An 18,498-nucleotide genomic window follows, 5' to 3' on the forward strand; every position below is an offset into this window, starting at 1 on the left:
GGGCGACGCCTCGAAGGGCTCGGTCCCGGCCCGCGGCTCCTGCCGGGAGCGCCTCGCGGATCAGCCCGGTCCGCCGGGCGTCCGGTCACACGTCGAGCGCGACGTCGGTGACCGGATAGGCGACGCACGCGTGGGTGTAGCCGAACCGCTCGTCGGAGAGCCGGAGCCGGCCCTCCGCCGCCGTGTGGACGGTGCCCGCCACGACCCGTACGCGGCACAGGCCGCACTCACCGGAACGGCAGGCGGCCTCGGGGCGGACCCCCTCGTCCTCCAGGGCGTCGAGGAGCGGCCGGCCGCGGCGGGTGCGGAAGGAGCGGCCGCGGACGGTGACCGTGACCTCCGTGTCGGGTGCCGCGTCCGCGGGCCAGTGCGGCTGGGCGGTCGGGTCGGCGGGGGCGCCGTTGGCCTCGAAGCGGACGCGCCGGGGCGGATGTCCGAGCTCCGCGAGCCGCGCGAGCGCGTACGGGTAGAGGGCCTGCGGCCCGCACACGTACACCATCCGTCCGTCGAGGGGCCCGGCGAGAGCGTGGACGAGCCCCGCGGTGAGGAGTCCGGTCGGTCCCGCCCACCGCGGTCCGGGCTCGGCGACGACGTGGTCGACGCGGATGCGCGGATGGTCCGCGGCGAGCGCGTCCAGCGCGTCGCGGAAGAGGATGTCGCCGTCCGAGCGGGAGCCGTAGAGCAGGTGGAAGCGGCGGTCGAGGCCGTGGTCGACGATGTCGCGGATCATGCTCAGGGCGGGGGCCGCGCCCGAACCCCCGGCGAGGAAGACGACGTCGTCGCCGTGGAAGAGCGGGTTGTGGTGGAAGGTGCCCAGCGGGGCGCCGGTCGTCAGGGTGTCGCCGGCCCTCACCGTGTCGGCCAGGTGGTTGCTGATCCGCCCGCCGGGGACCCGACGGACGGTCAGGTCCCAGTGGTCGCGGCGGGCGGGGCTGGAGGCTATCGCGTACGGGCGGCTCGTGCCGTCCGTGTGGACGGCGACGTACTGTCCGGCGAGGAACGGCGGCAGGTCCGCGCCGTCGGGGCGGCGCAGCCGGAGGGTGACGGCGGTCGGGGTCTCGGTCACCACCTCGGAGACCGTGAGGGTCAGCCGCGCCGGGTGGCGGGCGTCGAGGAGCCGGCGCGTGGCGGCGGCGTGGTCGGCGGTGTCCGCCGGCCGCCGGTCGATCTCCGCCTGGACGTCGTCGTGCCCGTCGAACAGCGGCGCGAGGGGGTGCTTCACAGATGTCTCCCGGGGGTTCGGACGGGGCGTGCGCTCGGGCGGTCCGGGGCTCAGGCGGTCAGGGCTCGCGGGATGCGGCGGGTGCTCAGGCGGTCCGGGCGCGAAGGATGCGGCGGGCGACGCGGCGGCCGGCCTCCAGGGTGGGCTGGAAGCCGCCGGACCCGGCCCAGGAGCCCGCCGGATGGAGTCCGGGGACGCCCGGGTCGCGGACGCTGTCGCGGAAGAGCCAGCTCTCGGTGCGGTCCTGGTCGTAGCCGTAGATCGCGCCGCCGGGGTGGCCGAGGTACCGCGCCAGGGTGAGCGGGGTGGCGACGTCGACCTCCTCGATCGCGTCACGGATGCCGGGGGCGACCGCCCCGACCCGGTCGAGGAGCGTCTCGGCGTAGGCGAACTTGGCCGTCGCGTACGCGGCCGGCGGGAGCTTCTCCCAGACGTCGGCGTACTGGAGCGTCATGAGGCTCACGTGGGTGGCACCGCGGGGGGCGAAGCCGATGGGCGCGAGGTCGTAGGAGGAGACGCAGATGCCGCGGGCGGGCTCCAGGGTGCGCCACGAGGCGTGCGTCCGTTCGTCGTCGAGGTCGGCGGTGACGAACGTGGTGCTGCTGGTGAAGCCGAGTTCGGCCGGGGTGGCGTCGAGGCCCATGTGCAGGACGAAGCCCGAGACGCCGACGCGTCGGGTGGCGAGGTCGGCGCGGATGCGGTGCGGGACGACGGCGTCGTCGAGCATCGCGTAGGTGACGGGGAGCGAGGCGTTGGAGACGACGTCGCGCGCGGAGATCTCCTCGCCGTCGGCGAGGCGGACGCCCGCGGCCCGGCCGCGTTCGGTGAGGATCCCGGTGACCTCGGTGTGGAAGCGGACCTCTCCGCCCGCGGCGAGGAAGGAGTGGAGGATCGCGGTCGACATGGCCTGCGAACCGCCCCTGACGTGCCAGGGCTTGAACTCCAGATAGGCGAAGAGCGTGATCGCCAGGTCCTGGAAGGCGAGCCGGGAGGGCGGCTGGCCGAGGTAGGTCCAGTAGGTGGCGAGGACGGAGCGGAGGCCCGGGTCGTCGAAGTGCTCGGCGAGGACGTCCGCGAGGGGCCGGAGTCCCTGCCGGAAGAGGACCGGGTCGATCTGCTCGGCGGGCATCCCGCGCAGGGCGGCGATCTGCCAGAAGGCGACGTCCTTGACGAGCCGGAAGAAGCGCTCGACGCGGTCCCGGTTGCCGGGGAAGGCCGCTTCCAGGGCGTCGGCCGCCCCGGCCCAGTCGGCCGGCAGCGTCACGTCGTACCGGCCGGGGACGACCGCGCGGTAGAGGTCGTCCTCCCGGACGAAGTCGACGCCAAGGACGCCCAGTTCGTCGAAGAGTTCCCGCAGGGTGAAGCCCTGGCCCTCCAGCCCGACGCCGGACAGCTGGTGCAGGGCGACCTCGAACTCGTACCGGCCGCGCCGGAAGGAGGTGGCGCAGCCGCCCGGCACGGTGTGCCGTTCCAGCAGGAGGGTGCGGAGGCCGGCCCGCTGGAGGGTGGTGGCGGCGGTGAGACCCGCGTTGCCGGCGCCGATCACGACGACGTCGACGTCGGTCATGCGCCGGCCGCCGCTCCGGGCTCACCGGCCTCGTGGGCCTCGCGGGCGATCCGGTCGAACTGGGCACCCATGGCCTCGGCGAGCGCCTGGGCGGCGGAGAGCGGGCGGACCATGACGGTGAAGTCGTCGATCTTCCCCTCCGCGTCGAAGTGGAGGAAGTCGCAGCCCTGGATGCTCTTCCCGCCGACGGTGGCCGTGAAGACGAGGGCGTGGTCGCGGCCGTCGGGCTGCGCGATCTCCCGGACGTAGGTGAAGTCCTCGAAGACGCGCATCACGCCGCGCAGGATCGCCGCGGTGATCGCCTTGCCCGGGTACGGCTTGAAGGCGACGGGGCTGGTGAAGACGACGTCGTCGGCGAGGAGGGCCTCGATCGCGGCCTCGTCGCGGTTCTCCACGGCCTTGCGGAAGGGATGCACGGTGACCACCTCTAGTAAACTAGTTGAATAGGTGTACCGGAGAGTAGGGGTCGCGCCTGGGCTTGTCCAGGGCGGGCCGCGTCGGAGTGGGGCGGCACCACATACTCCCTTCCGCACCTGTTCCATGACGCGACCATCGCGTCCACCCGAAGAGAGGCCCTGCCCATGACCGTCAGCCCGGTTCCCTTCTCGCGGTTCGTGGCCCTCGGCGACAGCCAGACCGAAGGCGTCGGCGACGGTGACGACGCCACCGGACTGCGCGGCTGGGCCGACCGCCTCGCCGAGCGCCTGGCCCGGCACAACCCCGAGCTGCTCTACGCCAACCTCGCCGTCCGCGGCCGCGTCGCCGGCGAGGTCCACGCCGGCCAGCTCGCGCCCGCCCTCGCGCTGCGGCCCGACCTCGCGACCGTGGTGGCGGGCGTCAACGACCTGCTCCGGCCCCGCTTCGACGCCGACGAGGTCGCCGGTCACCTGGAGGCGATGTTCGCCGCGCTCACCGCCGGCGGGGCACGCGTCGCCACCCTCACCGTCCCGGACGTCACCCGTGTCATCCCCCTCGCCCGGCCCGTGCGCTCGCGCATCACCGCCCTCAACGACCGGGTCCGCGCGGCCGCGGCCCGCCACGGCGTCGCGGTCGCCGAGACCGGGCTCCACCCCGTCGGCGGCGACCCCCGGCTCTGGAGCACCGACCGCCTGCACGCCAGCCCCGTCGGCCACGACCGCATCGCCGCGGCGGTCGCCCAGGCCCTCGGCCTCCCCGGCACCGACGACTCCTGGACCCTCCCCTTCCCCACCCCGCCCGGCCCCGGCGGCGGCGACCTGCGCTGGGCCGCCGAGTTCCTCGGCCCGTGGCTGGGCCGCCGCCTGCGCGGCCGCTCCTCCGGCGACGACCGCTCGGCCAAGCGCCCCGAGCTCACCCCGGTCGCGACCGAGCCGGTCGCGGGAGCCTGACGGCTCCACGCGCGCGAGGCACCCTCGGAAGGCAGCCCCTGCCGTCCGCTGGGCCGAATGGCCGAGGCGCGCCGCCCCTCGGCCGGGCGGGCCGGCGCGCCCCGGTGGAGGATCGAGGAGGCGGCGGGCCCGGCACGGGCCGCCGCGCAGACCCCCCGCGCGTGAAGAGGTCCGGCCATGGAACCGTTCGACCGGCTCGACGAGACGCCCGCCCCCACGCCGGTGCCGGCGTGAGTCCCGGGCGCGGCCCGGACACTCCGGGCGAAGGCCGCTACGGGGAGGCCGTCTTCCGGCCCGAACAGGCTGGCGAAGGGGAACGGATCGACTTCGGCGCCCTCGCGTACGACGACATCACCCTGGCGCGGCTGCGGGCCCTGGGAGCCGGCCCGGGCTGGCGCTGCCTCGACATCGGCGCCGGTACGGGCACGGTGGCGCGGCGGCTCCTGGAGGAGGCCGGCGTGGACGGCGTGCTCGCGGTCGACCGCGACGTCCGCTTCCTCGCCGCGCGCCCCGTGCCCGGGCTCGACCTCCTGGAGGCCGACGTCACCGCGCCGGACTTCTCCCCCGGCCGGTTCCGGCTGGTCCACGCGCGGTTCGTCCTGATGCACCTCCCCGACCACGAACGGCTGATCGGCCGGCTCGCCGACCTCGTCGAGCCCGGCGGGTACCTGGTGCTCGGCGACGCGATCGACCTCACGAGCGACCGGGCGCCCGGCAGCCCGTACACCGCGGCCATGCGCGCGATGTGGCGCGGACTGCGCACCACCATCGGCACCGACGTCTCCTGGGTCCCCTCCTACCCCGGCCTCCTGCGCACGGCGGGTCTCCTCCCCGTCGCCGCCGAGATCCACGTCCCGCCCCTCACGCCCGGCAGCGCCCTCAGCCGGTTCTGGGCCGACACCTGGGAACGCGGCAGGGCCGCGATGACCGCCACCGGCCTCGTCGACGACGCCGGGATCGACGAGGCGGTCGCCTATCTGGCCTCCGAGGAGTGCGCCGCCCTCTCCGCCGGCCTGCTCACCGTCTGGGGGCGCAAGCCCGGTGAGAGCTCCGGCTGACCGGCACGGCCCCGCTCCCCGCGGAACGGGCTTCGCCGCTCGGCGCCGTCAGCCGGCGGGACGGGCATCACGGATGGGTGCCGTCAGCCGGCGGGACGGGCTGCCCGGATCGGTGCCGCCGCCGTCAGCCGGCGCGACAGGCTTCCCGGATCGGCGCCCTCACTCGGCCCGGCGGCCCCGCAGCCAGACGTAGTCGACCGGCTGGACCTCGTTCCAGCCCGCGGCGAGGGCCGCGTCGACCGGGGCGAATCCGGCGCCGCGATAGCAGCCCAGGGCGGGGGCGTTGTCCGGGTGGACGCGCATGAAGACGTCGGCGTGCCCGGTGGCGAGCGCCCGGGAGAGGAGCGCGCGCACCAGCACGCGGCCGAGGCCCCGGCCGCGGACGTCGGGGGCGACGATGATCCGGGCGAGTTCGACCTCGTCCTCCTCGGCGTCGAGCCACAGTTCGCCGTAGCCGACGACGCCGTCCTCCCCGACGAGGACATGGGCCCGGACGTCGTCGTCACGCTGCCAGTCGGCGACGGTCTCCGGGGACACGGGGAAGTCCGGCCGCCCGCACCAGTGGACGACCTCCTCGGCGGAGACCGGCCAGCCCGCGACCGTGGCGGCGTGGGCAGGGGCGAAGGGCAGAAGGTCGGTCCGGGTCATGCGGGCGACCCTAGTCCGTCGTGGTCGTGGTCGTGGCGGATGCCTCGGTCGTCGTCGGGGTGCCGCGGTCGCCCGGGTGCCGGACGGCGCACAGGAATCCGATGCCGAGGGCGACGGCCATGCCGTAGAAGACCCACTGGTTGGCCTGGGCGAAGTCCATCTGGAGGGACGACATGGCGTCCCGGGTGGCCTCGGCGACCGGGCCCGTGCCGGAGGGCGGCGTGCCGTCTCCGTGCCCGGAGACGGAGTCCGTGATGCCGCGGGCGACCTGGTCCGCGACGGACGGGGCGACGCCCCTCGCCCGGAGGGTGTCCGTCACGTTCTCCGTCATCGCCCGGGACAGCAGGGTGCCGAAGACGGCCATGCCGACGCTCGCCGCGTAGTTCCGGACGGTCTGGGTGATGCCGGTGACCTCGCCGTACGAGGCGCCGATCGCCCGGTTGACCGCGTCCGTCGAGGCGGGTGCCAGGATGAAGCCGATGCCGGCGCCCGCGAGGGCCACGTAGGGCCACTGGTCGTGCATGGACAGGTCGGTCAGCTTGCCCGCCCACAGGGCGAAGCCGACGGCTCCCAGGATCGTCCCCGCCTTCAGGGCGGGGCGCGCGCCGCGCTTGTCGAGGATCCGGCCGCCCCACTGGGAGGCGAGCGCGAAGCCGACGAAGAAGTACAGCAGGAACAGCGCCGCCTGGTTGGGGGAGGCGCTCAGGGACACCTGGGCGTAGACGGACGAGAAGAAGAAGACGGGGACGAAGGCGAGCATCGCGAAGAACAGCACGGCCGAGTCGACCGCGAACGCCTTGTCCCGGAAGACCCGCAGGTCGATCAGGGGATGGCGGACGCCGCGCTCGTACCGCACGAACACGTACAGGATCACGAGGCCGCCGCCCACGCACAGCCAGGTCGCCCAGCTCCCCCAGCCCCAGGACCACGCCTGCTGGAAGCCGAGGACGCTCAGCCCCATCCCGGCGGCGACCATGACCGCGCCGGGCACGTCGAGGGTGCCGGGTCGGGGCCGGTCCGGGATGTGGGCGAGGGCGGTGAGGACCAGGGCGACGAGCGCCACCGGCACGTTGACCCAGAAGACGGCGCGCCAGGTCCACGAGGCCGTCAGCCAGCCGCCGAGCAGCGGCCCGACGGCGGTCAGCGCGCCGGAGATCCCGAAGAAGAGGGCGAGGGCCCTGCCTCGCCTCTCGACCGGGAAGACGGCCACGACCACGGCCAGCGCCGCGGGGAAGAGCAGGGCCGCGCCGAAGCCCTGCACGGCCCGGAAGGCGATGAGCCACGGCTGGGCGTAGTCACCGGAGGGGACGCAGCCGCAGAGGACCGAGGCGATCACGAAGACCAGCGTGCCGATGACGACGACGCGCCGCGGCCCGTACAGGTCGGCCAGCCGCCCGCCGAGGGCGAAGAACGCCGCCAGGGCGAGGAGGTAGGCGTTGACCACCCATTGCATGCCCGAGCTGGAGAGTCCCAGCTCGCGCACGATGTCGGGGGCGGCGATGGAGACGATGGTCTGGTCGATGAACGTCATCGCCACCGCGAACATCATCGCCGCGAGTGCCACTGTCTGGTTCGGGAGCCGCGCGCCCCGCTGTTCACCGGGGCTCGGCTGCGGACCAGGTTCCGTCCGGCTGCTCACCCTGCCCAGTGTGATCCGTTCCGCGTCGTCCCGCACGTCAGGTCGGCGCCGGGGGCGGCCTCTTCGCGCACGAGGGGGCCGCGCGGGTGAAGGGGGATGCGCACCGGATCACAGCAGGTCCGACCGGCTCCGGCCTCCTTCGTCCGCCTGTAGTCCCGTCCTGCGCAGCCGGCCCGCCATCCGTGCGGAGGCAGCTCGGGGAGCCTGCGCCGCCAGCGCCGACAGGAGCCCTTCCCAGGCATCGGTGAGTCCCGCGTCCACCGCCGACCGGTAGGCGACGACGGCATCCCGCAGCCTTCCCTGTTCCAGGTACAGAGCGCCCAGTGCGGAGTACGCCTCCGTGTCGCCGGCATCGCAGCCACGGAGGTAGGCGCGTTCGGCCGCGGCGGAGTCACCCGTGCCCTCGCGTACGCGGCCCAGCGCGGTCCAGGCGTCGGGCGCTCCGAGGGCGGCGGCCCGCAGGACCGCTCGCCGGGATCCGCCCCGGTCCCCCACCCGTTCCCGCATCCGGGACAGGGCCGCCCAGGCCGCGGGGAAGCCTCGGTCGGCCGCCTGATCCGCGGCGTGTTCCGCTCCCGGCCCGTTTCCCACGCTCTCCCGGTACCGAGCCAGGCGGATCCACGCCTCCACGTCACCGGCACGGGCAGCCTCCCGCGCGGCACGAGCGGCGCCGACCGCCTGGCCCCGTTCCGCGCGGACTTCGGCCAGCGCGCTCCAAGCCTGCGGATCGCCGGTGCGGGCCGCCTGCCCGGCGGCCGCCTCCGCGGCACCGCTGTCACCGTCCGCGTCCGCGAGCAGGGCCAGCACGCGCCACGCCGCGCCGACGCCCATGGCTGCCGCCTCGCGATGGGCGGCGGCCGCCCCCGACACGTCTCCCGCCCGATGCCGCAGCCGGGCGAGTACCGACCAGCCCTCGGGGTTCCCCACGCCGGCGCCGCCTGTGGCCGCTGCCAGGGCCGACCCGTGTTCTCCGAGTGTCCAGTGCAGCCGCACCAGATGCGCCCACGCCTCGCCGACGCCCGCGTCGGCCGCCCGCGTGGCGTGCTCCACCGCGTCGGCCGGGCGGCCCGCGCGTTCGGCGGCCTGTGCGAGACCGATGTGCCCCCAGCTGTCACCGGCACGCACCACGTGCTCGAACGCCGCGGCCGCCGCGGGACCGTGGGCCGCACGCATCCGGCCGAGCGTCCGCCACGCCTGCGTCCGCCCCGCCGCCGCCGCCTCCACGGCGACGGCGTCCGCGGCGGCCGGGTCCCCTGCGACCTCGCATATCCGGGCCATGGCCGACCAGGCCCACGCGTCCCCCGCGTCGGCAGCGCGACGGTACGCGTCGAAGGCGGCGCCGACGTCCCCGTCGGACTCACGCGCCACGGCGAGGGCCGCCCAGGACAAGGGGTCCGCGGCAGCGGTCTCCTCGGCGGCGGCCCGGCCGTCGGTGGTTTCGACCAGGACGGCCCAGGAGGCGCGGGCCCGTGCGTGGCCGCCCTCGGCCGCCTTCTCGTACAGTGCGGCGGCGCAGACGTAGCGGCGCCGCCGCTCGGCCGCCGCCGCGAGGGCATGGAGGTCGTCCGCGGTCCTGGCGTACACCGCCGCGCTCCAGAAACCGGCCGGTGGCGCCAGATGAGCCCTCACCCGGCGTATGTGCTGTTCCAGGTAGTCGTCCGGACGGTAGCTGTCGGGGTCGCCGACGTCCCTCGCGTACCGTTCCGCAATGAGCGGCACCGGACCGGCCGCTGCCGTGGTCAGCGTGCTGATCGCAGCCGGGAACCATTCCGCGCCCGCGGCCGCACGGGCGACGGAGTCCATGAACCCGGCCGCGGCCTCCTTCAGCATTCGGGCCGGCACGGCGCTCGCGTGGCCCAGCCGGCGCGCTTCGACGGCCGCCGTGAGCACGGCGTGCTCGGGGGCGGTGAACCACTGTCCCGGGCCCATGTCCCAGTGGCGGACGAGCTCCGGTCCGCCGGTGAGATGTTGCAGCACCCGATTGCCGGTCCCGGCGGCCCGGACGGCGGCGGCCAGGCGGGGGTCCCGGGCAGCCGCCGCGGCGACGGCCCGGGAGTCACCGGGCAGCGTGTCGGGCACCGTGATCCTGGGGTGGCGTCCCGTGAGCAGGGCCCGCACATGCGGGGCTTCGTCCCAGCCGTCCAGGCGCCGCTCCGTCAGTCGTCTCAGGTGGTCCGGCCACATGGTGCCCACCACGGCCAGTGGTGCGACCTGATCGAGCAGCCGGCTCAGCCCTCTGGCGGCCCGCTCGCCCGGGGCCCCGTCCAGATACCGCTGGGTCTCGTCGAGCCAGAGCACGGTGCGCGGGCCGACGAGCGACGCCTCTGCCCAGGCGGACAGCTCCTCGGCGTCCGCCGGACGCGCCAGGGGCCAGTCGGGCAGGGTGCCCGTCACCGCCTCGTAGAGAGCACGGGTCTTGCCGCTCGCGGAGCTGCCCACCGTCAGGACGAACGACGCGTCGTTCCTGGACGCCGCGCGTGCCAGGAGCTGCCGCAAGGTCTGGTCGTGGGGGCGTGGGAGGTACTCGGTCGGCGGGAGTTCGGCGCTCTCGTCGAAGCCTGGTGCGGGGCGGACTCCCAGGCGTTCGGGGCCCCACTGGGCGGCGGTGCGGTGCGTGACCTCGCTGTCAGCCATGCGCGCGCAGGACCTCCCGGCCGAGGAACTCGATGGCCCGGTCCACCGTGGGAAAGGTGGGGAAGACCCTGATCAGTCCCGTGAGCCGCAACGGCTTGAACACCTCGTCGGACCGGGCGACGAATGCCAGCGCGCCGGAGTGGGCACGAACGCGGACCAGCCCGCCCTTGAGAACCGCCAGCCCCGTCGAGTCGAGGAAGACGACGTCCGTCAGGTCGACCACCAGGAAGTACCGTCCCTGGTTCACCAGGTCGACCAGTATCTCTCGCATGGACGACGCGTTGTAGACGTCCAGTTCCGGCGCGGAGGTCACCAGACTGATGGTCTCGGTCAGGTGCTCGTAGAAGTATCCGTCCCGCCCGACGACACGGGTCTCGGCACCCATGGCCTCCCTGGCGAGCCGCTGCCGGGCCCGCCCTTCCAGGGCCGTGCGCCGCTGCTCGACGGTCTCCTCCGCGTAGTCACCGACCATCCTCTCCACGGCGCTCGGCACACTGTCATGAACGCGGAAGATCCAGTGCAGGCCGGCCCCGGTGAAATCGAGGCGCGCCCGGGTGTCGCTGATGACCAGGGAGATCGTTCCCCCGCGGCGTTGCACGTTCTCGAGAGCCTCGACCAGGACGCCCAGGCCCTTCCTGTCGACGCGGGCCAGGCCACTGAGGTCGACGACCAGCAGCAGCCTCCCCTCCTCCGCCAACCGGGCCAGCACCCTGCGCAGTTCCGGAGAGGAGTCGAGGCGGGGTACGCCCTCCGGATCGTCGCTGTCCACCCGCACGACGGTGACGCCGCCCTCGTGCCCCTCGTACGAAACCCTCAGCTGCACCAGGCCCCCCTTGGTCTCGGACTCTTCAGGATCCTCCCGGCCGGCCCCCCTCTACCCGGGGGTGAGGGCCACGCGGGCCGCGTCCAGGAACGTCTGCTGGGCCGGCGCGTGTTGCGTGTCCGGAGCACCGGAGGCGAGGGAGTTCCGCAGCGCCTGTGCCGCCGCCGTGACGAGGTCCGGCCCTTCCAGACGTACGACATTGAGGGCCTCTCCCACCGCGGCCATCGCCGCGTCGTACTCCCTCCGGCGCGGCGTCTCGTCCGCCCTGCCCAGGGCGCTCTGCCAAGCCGCCCCCGCCAGTCGAGCGCTGTCCGTACGGCCCAGGAACGTCACGTACGCCGCCCGCCGCACCGCCCTCTGGTTCGCCAGCGCCTGCTCCGTGAGCGTCCGGCGGGACACGTCCAACTGTGCCGTGGCCTGGAGCTGTCCCGCGTCCCATGCTGCGGCCGCCTGTTGTCTGCCCGCCTCCCAGGCCGCAGCGGCCTGCCGCTCCCCCGCCGCCCACGCGGCCGCCGCCTGCCGCTTGGCTGCGGCGAGGGCGAACACCCCGGTCAGCGCTCCGCCGCCGATCGCGGCCCCCGCGGCGACGAGCGCCGTCAGCACGGCGTCGTTCACGTCGGACGCCCGGCGTCCCGCTCCGCTCGCACATCCTGCATCTGCCCGCTCCTCCGCAAGCCCGACGGTGGTGTAGGTCCCTCATTCTGCCCAGCCGGACCCGCGGGAACCCGTGCCGTCGCCCCGGAATCGGGCACGACCCGGTCCCCCCCTCCGGAGGAGGGCGGCCGGCGTGAGCGACACGGAGGCCCGCACGGTACCGCCGGATCATGACCGAAAGGGACAACTCCGGCGGCTGTCCGTCAGACGTGGAGGCCCACACGGTGCGGTCGTGACGAGAGGCCATGGCGGTTTGGCGCATGCGATCACGTCGAACTATGGTGTCCCACCACATACGCGCCTGACCTGCGGCTTCCTACGGTGTGGCGACACCGAATCGTCCCCCGTACCTGCCTGGAAGTGGTGCTCATGGCCGCCGCAAGAACCGCTCCGACACCCCCCGGATCCCTGAAGCGCATCGTCGCCGCCAGCCTGATCGGAACCACCATCGAGTGGTACGACTTCTTCCTGTACGGCTCCGCCGCGGCGCTCGTGTTCAACAAGCTGTTCTTCCCCGAGTCGGATCCGCTGGTCGGGACGCTGCTGTCGTTCCTGACGTACGCGGTCGGGTTCGCGGCCCGGCCGCTCGGGGCGCTGGTGTTCGGGCACTACGGCGACCGGCTCGGGCGCAAGAAGCTGCTGGTGCTGAGCCTGCTGCTGATGGGCGGTGCGACGTTCGCGATCGGCCTGCTGCCGACGCACGCGACGGTGGGGTCGGCCGCTCCGGTGCTGCTGACGGTGCTGCGGCTGGTGCAGGGCTTCGCGCTCGGCGGCGAGTGGGGCGGGGCCGTCCTGCTCGTCTCGGAGCACGGGGACGCCCGGCGGCGCGGGTTCTGGGCCTCGTGGCCGCAGACCGGGGCGCCGGCGGGCCAGTTGCTGGCGACCGGTGTGCTGTCCGCGCTGACCGCGCTGCTCTCCGACGCCGCGTTCGCCTCGTGGGGCTGGCGCGTCCCGTTCCTGCTGTCGGGCGTGCTGGTGATCGTGGGGCTGTGGATCCGGCTGTCGGTCGACGAGTCCCCGGTCTTCAAGGCGGCGCTGGCCGCCGCCGAGGAGCGCAAGGCCGTCGCCGGACAGGTGGAGAAGATGCCGCTGGTGGCGGTCCTCCGGCACCACTGGCGGGACGTGCTGATCGCGATGGGCGCCCGCATGGCGGAGAACATCTCCTACTACGTGATCACCGCGTTCATCCTCGTCTACGCCACCACCCAGGTCGGTCTGAGCAAGCAGACCGCCCTGAACTCCGTCCTCATCGCCTCCGCCGTCCACTTCGCGGTGATCCCCCTCTGGGGCGCGCTGTCGGACCGGATCGGGCGGCGGCCCGTGTACCTGATCGGCGCCGTCGGCGTCGGTGCCTGGATGTTCCCCTTCTTCGCCCTGATCGACCGGGGCACCTTCGGTTCGCTGCTGCTCGCCGTGACCGTCGGCCTGGTGCTGCACGGGGCCATGTACGCGCCGCAGGCGGCGTTCTTCTCGGAGATGTTCGCGACCCGGATGCGCTACTCCGGGGCCTCCATCGGCGCCCAGTTCTCCTCCGTGGCCGCCGGCGCCCCCGCCCCGCTCATCGCGACGGCCCTGCTCGCCGACTACGACAGCTCGACCCCGATCGCCCTGTACGTGATCGCCGCCGCGCTGCTCACGGTCATCGCCCTGGCCTGCGCCCACGAGACCCGGAACCGGGACCTCGGCGACATCGCCGAGGACGCCGCTCCCGCCGACCGGGTCCGCGCCGACGCCTGACCCCGGCCGGACCGGCCGCCACCGAGGCCCCGTGCCCCGCTCGTGACGAGCGGGGCACGGGGCCTTCCGGCGTCAGGCCCCGGTGACCGCCGCCGACATCGCGTGGAGGCGCAGGGCCAGCTGGATCTCCAGGGCGCGGGACGGGGACTGCCAGTCGGGGCCGAGGAGCCGGCCCACGCGCTCCAGGCGCTGGGCCACCGTGTTGACGTGCACGTGGAGGGCGTCCTTGGTCCGGGCGGGGCTCATGCCGCTGGCGAAGTAGGCGTCGAGGGTGCGCACGAGGTCGGTGCCGCGGCGCAGGTCGTAGGCGACGACCTGGCCGACGGTGCGGTCGACGAAGCCGTCGATGTCCCGGCCGTCGGCGAGCAGCAGGCCGAGGAAGCCCAGGTCCTCGGCGGCCGCGCCCTGCCCGGAGCGGTGCAGGAGGCGGAGCGCGTCGAGGCAGCGACGGGCCTCCTCGTACGCCACGGCCACCTGGTCCGGGTGGTCGAGCACGGCGCGTACGGGTGCGGAGGCGCCGACGGTGACCGGTTCGCGCAGGGTGCCGCCGAGGTTCCTGGCGGTCTGCCGGGCGAGGTCGGCGGCGCTCTCGCCGGGTCCCAGCGGGAGCAGCAGGACCGCGCCGCCCTCGCGGGCCGAGGCGAGTCCGTGGCGGGTGGCGGCGAGGTGGGAGGCGGCCGACCACAGGCGCTGGCGGTCGGCGCTCTCGCGGCGGCCGCCGTCGGTGTCGGTGGCCTCGCCGGTGCGGTCGATCCGGGCGGCGAGCACGACGTGCGGTGCCTCACTGTCGGTACGGAGGCGGGCGGCGCGCTCGCGCAGGAGGCGGCGGTCGCGGTCGGGGGCGTCGAGCAGGTCGTCGAGGAGTTCGCCGCGGACGCGCTGTTCGGCCTCTCCGGCGGAGCGGCGGGCGAGCAGCAGCAGGGAGGTGACGAGGGCGGCGCGCTCCAGGGTGCGCTGGTCGACGGGGTCGAGCGCGGGCTGCCCGCGCAGGACGAGGGCGCCCAGGGTCTCGCCGCCGGCGGAGACCGCGGCGACCCAGTCGTCGCCCTCGCGGACCGCGTGGCCCTCGGCCCGGCGGGCCGATCCGGCGTCCGCGCCGGTGAACTCGACGGTGCCGCCGAGGACCTCGGAGACGGCTTCGGCCACGTCGTGGACGCCGCCGCCGTGCAGGACCAGCTCGGAGAGCCGGTCGTGCACCTCCGAGGCCCGCTCGATGACGGCGCTGTGCTCGCGGATGATGTCGTTGGCGCGCTCCAGCTCCGACAGGGCCGTGCGGGTCTCGGCGAGGAGGTTGGCGGTGTCGATGGCGACGGCGGCGTGGGCGGCGAACGAGCCGAGCAGCGCGACCTGCTCGCGTTCGAAGACCCGGGCCCTGCGGTCGGCGGCGAACAGGACGCCGATGATCTGGCTGCCGAGGCTGAGCGGGACGCCGAGGATGGCGACGAGGCCCTCGTCGCGGACGGCCGCGTCGATGGTGCGGGTGTGCTGGAAGCGCGGGTCCTCGAAGTAGTCCTCGGTGACGTAGGGCCGGGCGGTCTGGGCGACGAGGCCGCCGAGCCCCTCCCCCATGCCCAGCCGGACCTGCTGGAAGCGGGCGGAGACCGAGCCCTCGGTGACGCGCATGTAGGTGTCGCCGGCCGCCGGGTCGTTGAGGCTCAGGTAGGCGACCTCGGTGCCGAGGAGCGAGCGGGCCCGCTGCACGATGGCGCGGAGCACGGCGTCGAGGTCGCGGAGTCCCGCGAGGTCGTGGGCGGTGGCGAAGAGCGCGGACAGCTCCGCCTCGCGGCGCCGCCGCCCCTCCAGCTCGGCCCGGACGCGCAGGGCGAGCTGCTTGGCCTCTTCGAGGCCGGCCAGCTCCTCGGGGCCGGCGCCGCCCGCGCGGGCGAGCAGCACCGGCCGGTCGTAGGCCTCCGTCGCGGCTCCCCGGGCGAGGAGTTCCAGGTAGGAGACGTGTTCATGGGACATGGACACAGGGATACCTGCCGTACCTGGGGTCGCACCAGCCCTGTGGACGACCTGTCCGGGGACGCGGGATGCGCTCAGTGCGCGGTCCATCCGCCGTCGAGGGTGAGGGAGGTGCCGGTGACGAAGGACGCCTGGGGGGCGCAGAGGTAGAGGACCGCCTCGGCGACCTCCGCCGGTTCGATGAGCCGCTTGAGGGCTGAGTCCTTGAGCAGGACCTCCGTGAGGACCCGCTCGGGCGGGATGCCGTGGGCGGCGGCCTGGTCGGCGATCTGCCGTTCGACGAGCGGGGTGCGGACGTAGCCGGGACTGACGCAGTTGGAGGTGACCCCGTGCGGGGCCCCTTCGAGGGCCGCGGTCTTGGAGAGCCCCTCCAGGCCGTGCTTGGCGGCCACGTAGGCCGATTTGAAGGCGGAGGCGCGCAGCCCGTGGACCGAGGAGATGTTGACGATCCGGCCCCAGCCCTGGCGGTACATGTGGGGCAGGGCGCCTCTGATGAGCCGGAACGGCGCTTCCAGCATCACCGTGAGCACGGTGTGGAAGACGTCCGGCGGGTACTCCTCGATGGGGCGGACGAGCTGGAGTCCGGCGTTGTTGACGAGGATGTCGGCGCCGTCGGCGGCCGCTTCGGCGGCGTCGAGGTCGGTGAGGTCGAGGTGCCGGGGGTCGAGGATCCCGGGGAGCGGCGCGGCCTCGTCGGCGAGGGTCTCCAGCCCCTCGGCGGCCCGGTCGACGGCTCTGACCCGGGCGCCGGCGGCGGCGAGCCGCAGCGCGCAGGCGCGCCCGATGCCGCCGGCCGCGCCGGTGACGAGCGCGGTGCGGCCGGTGAGGTCGAGGGCGAGTCCGGCCGCGTCGGGCAGGGGTGCGGCGGGGTCGGTGCCGGGGGCGGTGAGAGGGGCGCTCATGTTCCGCACCCTATGAACGGCTCTCCCCCGCACCGATGTGTGCTCGGCCCATATTTCAGCTGGTCGCTGTGGTGCGGAACCATGTGGGTTCGTCGGCGAGCGCCTTCTCGATGCGGAGGTACGAGAAGCGCTTCATCTCCGGCAGGGCGTCCACCTCGAACCAGCCGACCTCGGTGGACTCGTCGTCGTTGACCCGGGCCTCGCCGCCCACGGCGCGGCAGCGGAAGGACACGTCCATGAACTGGCAGACGTCGCCGTTGGGGTAGACGACGGGCTTGCGGAGGGTCTCGACGAGCAGGACGCGCTCGACCTCGCAGCGGACGGCCGTCTCCTCGAACACCTCGCGGACCGCGCAGTCGGCGGGCTGCTCGCCGGGGTCGACGATGCCGCCGATGACCGCCCAGACACCGTTGTCGGACCGTCGGCCGAGCAGCACCCGGCCACGGTCGTCGAGGACCACGGCGCTCACCCCGGGCAGGAAGAGGAGCTGGTGGCCGGCGGTCTCGCGCAGGGCCCGGATGAAGTCAGGGGTAGCCATGGAGCGACCCTAGATCATCTGCCATCCCGGCCCGGTCCGCGAGGGGTGTGCCCGACGGCGCACCCCTCGGCGCTCGCCGTGGGCTCCCCGGCGCCGGTCCGCCGGGGGCCGGAGCTCACTCCGCCGGCGCGCGCCGGGCGCGTACCGCACGGAACGCCGCCCAGCCGATGCCGACGGCCGCCAGGGCCGCGAGCAGGGCTTCGGGGAGGGTGCCCATCCGCGTGGCCGGGGTGAGGGAGGAGCGCAGCGGCACCTTCTCCACCAGGACGTCCGGGGTGAACATCTTCGTCTGCGCGACGATCTCGCCGTCGGGGCGGATGACGGCGCTGACGCCGCTGGTGACCGGGACGACCACCGACCGGCTGTGCTCGACGGCCCGCACACGGGACATCGCCAGCTGCTGGTAGGTCATCTCGCTGCGGCCGAAGGTGGCGTTGTTGCTGGGGACGGTGATGAGCTGCGCGCCGTGGGTGACGGTGTCGCGGACCGCCCAGTCGAAGGCGGCCTCGTAGCAGGTGGCGAGGCCGACCCGGGTGCCCGCCAGGTCGAAGACGCCGACCTTCGTGCCGGCGCCGAAGTCGCGGCTGACCCGGTCGACGTTGCTGTTGAAGAGGCGTACGAAGGACCGCATCGGGATGTACTCGCCGAACGGCTGGACGTGCCGCTTGTCGTACGTGGCGACCGGCCCGCGCTGCGGGTCCCACTGGATGAGGGTGTTGCGGAGCTTGCCGGTCTCGGGGGTGACGACGGCGCCGATGACGGTCGGCGCGCCGATCGCCCGGACGGCGCCGTCGATGACGTCGGCCGCGTCGGCGTTGGCGTACGGGTCGATGTCGGAGGAGTTCTCCGGCCACAGGACGAAGTCGGGCTGCGGCGCGCGGCCCGCGGCGACGTCCGCGGCCAGCTCCCGGGTGCGGGCGACGTGGTTGTCGAGGACGGCGCGGCGCTGGGAGTTGAAGTCGAGGCCGAGCCGGGGCACGTTGCCCTGGACGGCCGCGACGGTGGCGGTGCCGTCCTCGGCCGAGTCGTCGACCAGCGGAAGGGCGGCGAGGGCGCCCGTCACGGGCAGCAGGACGGAGAGCGCCGCGGCCGCGAGCGGGCCGCGCGGGACGGCTCCGGTGGCGCGGTGGGCGCGCAGCAGGCGGTACGCCTCGTACAGGCCGAAGCCGCACAGGGCGACGGCGAAGCCGAGCACCGGCGTGCCGCCGACGGCGGCCAGCGGCAGGAAGAGGCCGTCGGCCTGCCCGAAGGCGATCTTGCCCCAGGGGAAGCCGCCGAAGGGCACGCGCGCACGGGCCCCCTCGGCCAGGATCCACACCCCGGCGGCGAAGAAGGGCCACCAGGGCAGCCGCGACACCGCCGCGATGCCGAGTCCGGCGGCGGCCACGAACAGCGCCTCGACGGCGGCGAGCGCGAGCCACGGCCCGGGGCCGACCTCCTCGCCGGTCCAGATCAGGAGCGGCAGCAGGAAGCCGAGGCCGGCCAGGTAGCCGAGTCCGAAGCCGGCCCGCGGTCGGCGGCCCCGCAGGACCCAGCCCAGCAGGGCGAAGGCGGGCGGCGCGAGCCACCACAGGGGGCGGGGCGGGAAGCTGAGGAAGAGCAGCAGGCCGGACAGGACGGCCGCTCCGGGCCGTACGAACCGCCGCAACCGGGAACCCGGAGTGGGTGCGGTTCCGGCTCCGGACGCGTCGACGGGGGTGATGGTGGCGCTCACCTTGCGGAGTCTACGGGGCGTCCCTGTCAT

The 18,498-nt window shown here is 74.5% G+C and carries 15 protein-coding genes; 3 read left to right on the forward strand and 12 right to left on the reverse strand.

All coding sequences use genetic code 11. The features are described from left to right. Window positions 1-85 precede the first annotated feature (85 nt). From ACZ60W_RS09565 to ACZ60W_RS09575, 3 genes are all read right to left on the reverse strand, one after another. Window positions 86-1,222 (reverse strand): 2Fe-2S iron-sulfur cluster-binding protein, encoded by a 1,137-nt coding sequence (locus tag ACZ60W_RS09565; RefSeq protein ID WP_469754776.1) that lies wholly within the window; start codon window positions 1,220-1,222, stop codon window positions 86-88. Between the two features lie 85 nt (window positions 1,223-1,307). Next, window positions 1,308-2,789 (reverse strand): phytoene desaturase family protein, encoded by a 1,482-nt coding sequence (locus ACZ60W_RS09570; protein ID WP_469754777.1) that lies wholly within the window; start codon window positions 2,787-2,789, stop codon window positions 1,308-1,310. Further along, window positions 2,786-3,205, reverse strand: coding sequence for a nuclear transport factor 2 family protein (locus tag ACZ60W_RS09575; protein ID WP_469754879.1), 420 nt, complete (start codon window positions 3,203-3,205; stop codon window positions 2,786-2,788). The genes ACZ60W_RS09570 and ACZ60W_RS09575 overlap by 4 nt, the downstream gene beginning before the upstream one ends. Window positions 3,206-3,370: 165 nt before the next feature. On the opposite strand from ACZ60W_RS09575, the gene ACZ60W_RS09580 reads away from it, so the two are divergent. Next, on the forward strand, window positions 3,371-4,156 hold the full coding sequence (locus tag ACZ60W_RS09580) for an SGNH/GDSL hydrolase family protein (RefSeq protein ID WP_469754778.1): 786 nt from the start codon (window positions 3,371-3,373) through the stop codon (window positions 4,154-4,156). 230 nt (window positions 4,157-4,386) lie between these two features. Continuing rightward, entirely contained in the window at window positions 4,387-5,214 is an 828-nt protein-coding gene (locus tag ACZ60W_RS09585; RefSeq protein WP_469754779.1) for a class I SAM-dependent methyltransferase, read from the forward strand. A 159-nt stretch (window positions 5,215-5,373) separates the two neighbouring features. Here the strand turns inward: ACZ60W_RS09585 and ACZ60W_RS09590 are convergent, their stop codons facing one another. From ACZ60W_RS09590 to ACZ60W_RS09610, 5 genes are all read right to left on the reverse strand, one after another. Further along, window positions 5,374-5,862 carry a GNAT family N-acetyltransferase gene (locus ACZ60W_RS09590; RefSeq protein ID WP_469754780.1) on the reverse strand — a complete coding sequence of 163 codons (489 nt, stop codon included), beginning with the start codon at window positions 5,860-5,862 and terminating at the stop codon, window positions 5,374-5,376. Between the two features lie 10 nt (window positions 5,863-5,872). Next, entirely contained in the window at window positions 5,873-7,411 is a 1,539-nt protein-coding gene (locus tag ACZ60W_RS09595) for an MFS transporter (RefSeq protein ID WP_469754880.1), read from the reverse strand. A 198-nt stretch (window positions 7,412-7,609) separates the two neighbouring features. After that, the gene (locus tag ACZ60W_RS09600) at window positions 7,610-10,135 is read right to left on the reverse strand and encodes a hypothetical protein (protein WP_469754781.1); all 2,526 of its coding nucleotides are present in this window, start codon (window positions 10,133-10,135) and stop codon (window positions 7,610-7,612) included. Further along, window positions 10,128-10,958, reverse strand: a complete 831-nt coding sequence (locus ACZ60W_RS09605) for an anti-sigma factor antagonist (RefSeq protein WP_469754782.1) — start codon at window positions 10,956-10,958, stop codon at window positions 10,128-10,130. Before ACZ60W_RS09605 ends, ACZ60W_RS09600 begins: the two co-directional genes overlap by 8 nt. Before the next feature lie 51 nt (window positions 10,959-11,009). Further along, window positions 11,010-11,573, reverse strand: coding sequence for a hypothetical protein (locus ACZ60W_RS09610; protein ID WP_469754783.1), 564 nt, complete (start codon window positions 11,571-11,573; stop codon window positions 11,010-11,012). Between the two features lie 408 nt (window positions 11,574-11,981). On the opposite strand from ACZ60W_RS09610, the gene ACZ60W_RS09615 reads away from it, so the two are divergent. Next, window positions 11,982-13,349 carry an MFS transporter gene (locus tag ACZ60W_RS09615; RefSeq protein ID WP_469754784.1) on the forward strand — a complete coding sequence of 456 codons (1,368 nt, stop codon included), beginning with the start codon at window positions 11,982-11,984 and terminating at the stop codon, window positions 13,347-13,349. Window positions 13,350-13,421: 72 nt separating this feature from the next. Here ACZ60W_RS09615 and ACZ60W_RS09620 read toward each other — a convergent pair whose 3' ends face one another. From ACZ60W_RS09620 to lnt, 4 genes are all read right to left on the reverse strand, one after another. Beyond that, window positions 13,422-15,314, reverse strand: coding sequence for a helix-turn-helix domain-containing protein (locus tag ACZ60W_RS09620; protein WP_469754785.1), 1,893 nt, complete (start codon window positions 15,312-15,314; stop codon window positions 13,422-13,424). 74 nt (window positions 15,315-15,388) lie between these two features. Continuing rightward, a complete protein-coding gene (locus tag ACZ60W_RS09625; RefSeq protein WP_469754786.1) occupies window positions 15,389-16,216 on the reverse strand; it encodes a 3-hydroxybutyrate dehydrogenase in 828 nt (275 codons plus the stop codon). 55 nt (window positions 16,217-16,271) lie between these two features. Beyond that, entirely contained in the window at window positions 16,272-16,754 is a 483-nt protein-coding gene (locus ACZ60W_RS09630) for an NUDIX hydrolase (RefSeq protein ID WP_469754787.1), read from the reverse strand. Between the two features lie 115 nt (window positions 16,755-16,869). Next, on the reverse strand, window positions 16,870-18,468 hold the full coding sequence (lnt, locus tag ACZ60W_RS09635) for an apolipoprotein N-acyltransferase (protein WP_469754788.1): 1,599 nt from the start codon (window positions 18,466-18,468) through the stop codon (window positions 16,870-16,872). Between the last annotated feature and the right edge of the window lie 30 nt (window positions 18,469-18,498).

The organism is Streptomyces sp. NPDC104202 (assembly GCF_055584185.1).

Coding starts and splice junctions, on each gene's coding strand:
- ACZ60W_RS09595 (WP_469754880.1), bottom strand. CDS start 7,411: ATGATGTTCGCGGTGGCGATGACGTTCATCGACCAGACCATCGTCTCC.
- ACZ60W_RS09615 (WP_469754784.1), top strand. CDS start 11,982: ATGGCCGCCGCAAGAACCGCTCCGACACCCCCCGGATCCCTGAAGCGC.
- ACZ60W_RS09630 (WP_469754787.1), bottom strand. CDS start 16,754: ATGGCTACCCCTGACTTCATCCGGGCCCTGCGCGAGACCGCCGGCCAC.
- ACZ60W_RS09590 (WP_469754780.1), bottom strand. CDS start 5,862: ATGACCCGGACCGACCTTCTGCCCTTCGCCCCTGCCCACGCCGCCACG.
- ACZ60W_RS09570 (WP_469754777.1), bottom strand. CDS start 2,789: ATGACCGACGTCGACGTCGTCGTGATCGGCGCCGGCAACGCGGGTCTC.
- ACZ60W_RS09625 (WP_469754786.1), bottom strand. CDS start 16,216: ATGAGCGCCCCTCTCACCGCCCCCGGCACCGACCCCGCCGCACCCCTG.
- ACZ60W_RS09580 (WP_469754778.1), top strand. CDS start 3,371: ATGACCGTCAGCCCGGTTCCCTTCTCGCGGTTCGTGGCCCTCGGCGAC.
- ACZ60W_RS09620 (WP_469754785.1), bottom strand. CDS start 15,314: ATGTCCCATGAACACGTCTCCTACCTGGAACTCCTCGCCCGGGGAGCC.
- ACZ60W_RS09600 (WP_469754781.1), bottom strand. CDS start 10,135: ATGGCTGACAGCGAGGTCACGCACCGCACCGCCGCCCAGTGGGGCCCC.